General features: G+C 71.2%; 4 protein-coding genes and 1 pseudogene. 1 reads left to right on the top strand and 4 read right to left on the bottom strand.

Features of this window, described 5'->3' with window-relative positions; genetic code table 11:
* Positions 1-55: 55 nt before the first annotated feature.
* From LJ221_RS17875 to LJ221_RS17860, 4 genes and pseudogenes are all read right to left on the bottom strand, one after another.
* Entirely contained in the window at positions 56-292 is a 237-nt protein-coding gene (locus LJ221_RS17875; protein ID WP_241717732.1) for a hypothetical protein, read from the bottom strand.
* Between the two features lie 66 nt (positions 293-358).
* On the bottom strand, positions 359-709 hold the full coding sequence (locus tag LJ221_RS17870; protein ID WP_302852025.1) for a helix-turn-helix transcriptional regulator: 351 nt from the start codon (positions 707-709) through the stop codon (positions 359-361).
* Between the two features lie 249 nt (positions 710-958).
* Positions 959-1,162: pseudogene (locus LJ221_RS17865) on the bottom strand (DUF1918 domain-containing protein); the annotation flags it as partial.
* A gap of 215 nt (positions 1,163-1,377) precedes the next feature.
* Positions 1,378-1,662, bottom strand: coding sequence for a DUF1540 domain-containing protein (locus LJ221_RS17860; RefSeq protein WP_206347658.1), 285 nt, complete (start codon positions 1,660-1,662; stop codon positions 1,378-1,380).
* A gap of 327 nt (positions 1,663-1,989) precedes the next feature.
* Between LJ221_RS17860 and LJ221_RS17855 the strand changes: the two genes are divergently transcribed.
* On the top strand, positions 1,990-3,696 hold a 1,707-nt coding region (locus LJ221_RS17855), incomplete at its 3' end, for a GAF domain-containing sensor histidine kinase (RefSeq protein ID WP_241717730.1).

Raw genomic sequence — 3,696 nt, 5'->3', positions numbered from 1 at the left:
CCCCCCGGGCGGCTGGGCGGCCCGCTCAGGGGCCGCCCCGCCGCGAGTGGTTCAGTCAGCGGCGCGCCTCCGCCACCGGGACCTCCTGCTCGGCCTGGGAACCGCAGCAGGAGCTGTCGGTGTTGTTTTCGGGGGCGGGGGCGGGGGCGGGGGCGGGGGCGGGGGCGGGGGCGACCTGGTTCTTCGTCTCCTCCGGCTCTTCGACGATCTGAACGGCACAGCAGTCGTTCTTGGAGCTGTCGGACCCGAGGAGGCGTCCGAGCACGCCGCCCTTCTTCGTGGACTTGCTCATGGGTACATCCCTTTCTTGGTGAGTTGTCGCAGGAAAAGCCCACCACTTGCCGAACAGGCAAGTGGTCTACAGGGGTGCCGGGCCGGCTCGCTTCGACGACCGTGAACTCTCGGTGGCGGGAACCGGGCCGACGTCCGGACGCTCCAGGTGGACCCTGGTGTCGTCCGGAGAAACGGCGGCCAGGGCGGCCAGTAGTTGCGACGGCCCTCGGAGCGCCGAGCAGCGCAGTGAGTAGACGTTGCTACGGCCTTGTGGAAATACCCCGACCAGCTTCTGCTCGCGCAGCGGTGCGAGGTGGTGGCTTATGAGGGTCCTGCTCAGGCCGGTCGCCTGGTGCAGCTCCTTCACCGTGCGCGAGCGATCCGCAAGCAGCAGCAGGAGCGTCAGCCGGGTCTCGTCGGCCATCGCTCGCAGCATCGGGGCGAGCAGCCGTGCCTGATCGCCCTGGGGGAGTGGCCGTGGAGCACTGGCCGTGCCGGTTGCGCTCAATCGCATGTGACCAGCGAAGCATTCGCAAGCCCATATATCAACAGTTTTGACTGTTGATACGCGAAACTGCTGTTGGAGTTGAGTCGGTCATGTCTCCGGCGCTCGTCGGCCGGAGGTTGTCGTCCGTTCCGCCGAACAGCCGGGATGAGCGGGCGGCACATGGGATCAGGGTCCTGCGCCCGGCTCCCCGTGGTGGTGCAGATGGCGGACGTGGGCGTCGGGCCCGGGGAACACCAGCGAGACCCTGCCGGTGTCCGACCAGCGCACGTCGTACGGCGGCGTCCCGTCGCCGTGGTGCAGCCCGACGATCTCGCCGTCCCGCCGGGGGATGCCCGTGGCGGGGCTCTCGATGATCAGCTCGTCTCCCAGTTCCGCGTGCATGCTCGTCACCGCTCTCCGAACTTTCCGGCGCTCGCCCCCGGTGCCGTGGTCCGGCCTCCGGACGCTCCGGGTACCCGGTCGGGTACCCGGAGCGCCGTACCCGCAACCTGCGGGCGGAATTCCGTCGGCGACCTCCGTTCCGGATGTGCTGACGCGGCCCGGCGGCGGGCGGGACGTGGAGAGGTGAGGGCCGACGGGGCCGGTCCGGGATCGGCTCAGTTCGGGGAGTAGGTCAGGCAGTCGGCCGTGCCGTGCAGGGCGCCCACCGAGATGCCGGTCGCCTGGCACTCGAAGTCGGTGTTGTGCCGGCAGTCCGACATCTTGCAGGCGCCGACGTGCGCGGCGGCCTCCGGGCTGCCGCCCTTGCGCGGGGCGGTGAAGAAGGTGTCGCATTGGGCCTGCTGGGGGTCGCCGACGGTGATGGCGAGCGCGTGGCAGGCGTGCTCCCTGTTGTATGCGCAGGGCTCCACGGCGCATTCGGTCACAGCGGGCATCTCCATGGATCTCTCCAGTGCTCTTCGGGTGTCCTCGGGCGCTTCCGGTGTTCGGGACGGTCGGCCCGGGTGAGGGCCGCCCGAGGCGGAGACCTTCCCGGCCGGGCGGTGGTGCCTGCCTTCGGAGCGCCGCAGTTCACCCGATGGGCGGAGTGAGAAGAGACTGTCGGATTCTTGTGCTCATGAATAGTGTGCCAAGTAGTTCGTATTACACGTTCAGAGGCCAAGAGGATCACCCGGACCGGACGTCCCGAGGCGGGGCAGCGGTCCGCTCGGGTGAACCGATACCTTTGGGCAGAGGCTCTCTGGGGCCTGACGGAAGGACCGGTGGGCATGGGGAGCGAGAAGGACGCAGGGCGTCTGCCTCGGCTGCAGTTGGACGAGTTGCTGGACGAGCTGCAGGCTCGCGTCGACGCGGTGCGCGGCACCCGGGACCGGGTGCGCAGTCTGCTCGAGGCCGTGATGTCGGTGGGGCAGGAGCTGGACCTGGCCCACGCGCTCCAGCGGATCGTGGAGGCCGCGGTGCTGCTGGTCGACGCCGAGTACGGCGCCCTCGGCGTCATCGGCGAGGACGGCCGGCTGTCCCAGTTCATCCCGGTGGGCATCGACGAGGAGACGGTCGAGACCATCGGCCCGCTGCCGTCGGGCCACGGCCTGCTGGGCGAGCTGATCCGCCATCCGGAGCCGCTGCGCATCCCGGATCTGGCCGAGCACCGCAACTCCTCGGGCTTCCCGCCCAACCATCCGCCGATGCACTCCTTCCTGGGCGTACCGATCCGGGTGCGCGAGGAGGTCTTCGGCAACCTCTACCTGACCGAGAAGCGGGGTGGCGCGGAGTTCGACGCCGAGGACGAGGCGGTGCTCTCCACCCTCGCCGTGGCGGCGGGCGTGGCCATCGAGAACGCCCGCCTCTACGAGCAGGCCCGCAACCGCGAGCGCTGGATGGAGGCCAACGCCGAGATCACCGCCGGACTGCTGTCCGGGGCGGACGAGCGGGAGGTACTGGCACTGGTCGTCGACCACGCGCGCCACATCCTCGCCGCCGACCTGGGCGTACTGGCCCTGCCGCTGGAGGACACCGGCAACCTCCAGGTGGTGCTGGCCGAAGGGAGGAGCGGCGAGGAGTTCCGCGGACTGGTGCTGCCCGCGGAGGGGTCCTTCGTGGGGGCGGCGCTGGCCGCCGGCGAGGCGATCACCAGCGCCGACATCGCGAACGACCCCCGTGCCTCGGCGGGCGCGCAACGTTGGAAGGGCACGGGTCCGGCGGTGGCGGTGCCGATGGGCGCCGGCGACGGGGTGCGCGGTGTGCTGCTGCTGGCGCGCGGGGAGAGGCGTGCGCCGTTCACGGAGACGGAGACGGCGCCGCTGGCCTCGTTCTCCGGGCAGGCCGCGGTGGCCATGGAACTGGCGGAGCGGCGCCGGGCGGCCGAACAGGTGACCCTGCTGGAAGACCGCGACCGCATCGCCCGCGACCTGCACGACCTGGCCATTCAGCGGCTGTTCGCCACGGGCATGACGCTGCAGAGTGCTGTGCGTTTCGTCCGGCACCAGGAGGCGAGCGAGCGGCTGCTGCGGGCCGTGGACGACCTGGACGAGACCATCAAGATCATCAGGTCGACGATCTTCGGCCTGCGCAGCCACGGCGACGGCCGCACCGGGCGGCAGGGGCTGCGAGTGCGGGTGGCCCGGCTGGTGGAGGAGGCCGTGGGGAACCTGGGCTTCACCCCGGCCCTGCGCATGGAGGGCCTGGTGGACACCGACGTGCCGCCGGGTGTGGCCGATCATGTGGTGGCGGTACTGGCCGAGGCGCTGTCGAACGTGGCGCGGCACGCGCGGGCCGCGGTGGCCGAGGTCTCGCTGGTGGTGGCGGGCGGCTCCCTGACCGCCACGGTGACCGACGACGGGGTGGGCGTTCCGGAGGACGGCCGCCGCAGCGGGCTGGTGAACCTGGCGGAGCGGGCCGGGAAGCTCGGCGGCGAGCTGCTGCTGGAGAGGCCGCCGTCCGGCGGCACCCGCCTGCTGTGGCGGGTGCCGCTGGAC

This window comes from Streptomyces sp. CNQ085, assembly GCF_022614595.1.
Lineage (GTDB): Bacteria > Actinomycetota > Actinomycetes > Streptomycetales > Streptomycetaceae > Streptomyces.
This window is presented reverse-complemented; position numbering and strand designations above follow the sequence as displayed.

Bases quoted from the DNA above. Each gene is read 5' to 3' on its own strand.
- LJ221_RS17870 (WP_302852025.1), bottom strand. From the start codon at position 709: ATGCTGCGAGCGATGGCCGACGAGACCCGGCTGACGCTCCTGCTGCTG.
- LJ221_RS17875 (WP_241717732.1), bottom strand. From the start codon at position 292: ATGAGCAAGTCCACGAAGAAGGGCGGCGTGCTCGGACGCCTCCTCGGG.
- LJ221_RS17860 (WP_206347658.1), bottom strand. From the start codon at position 1,662: ATGGAGATGCCCGCTGTGACCGAATGCGCCGTGGAGCCCTGCGCATAC.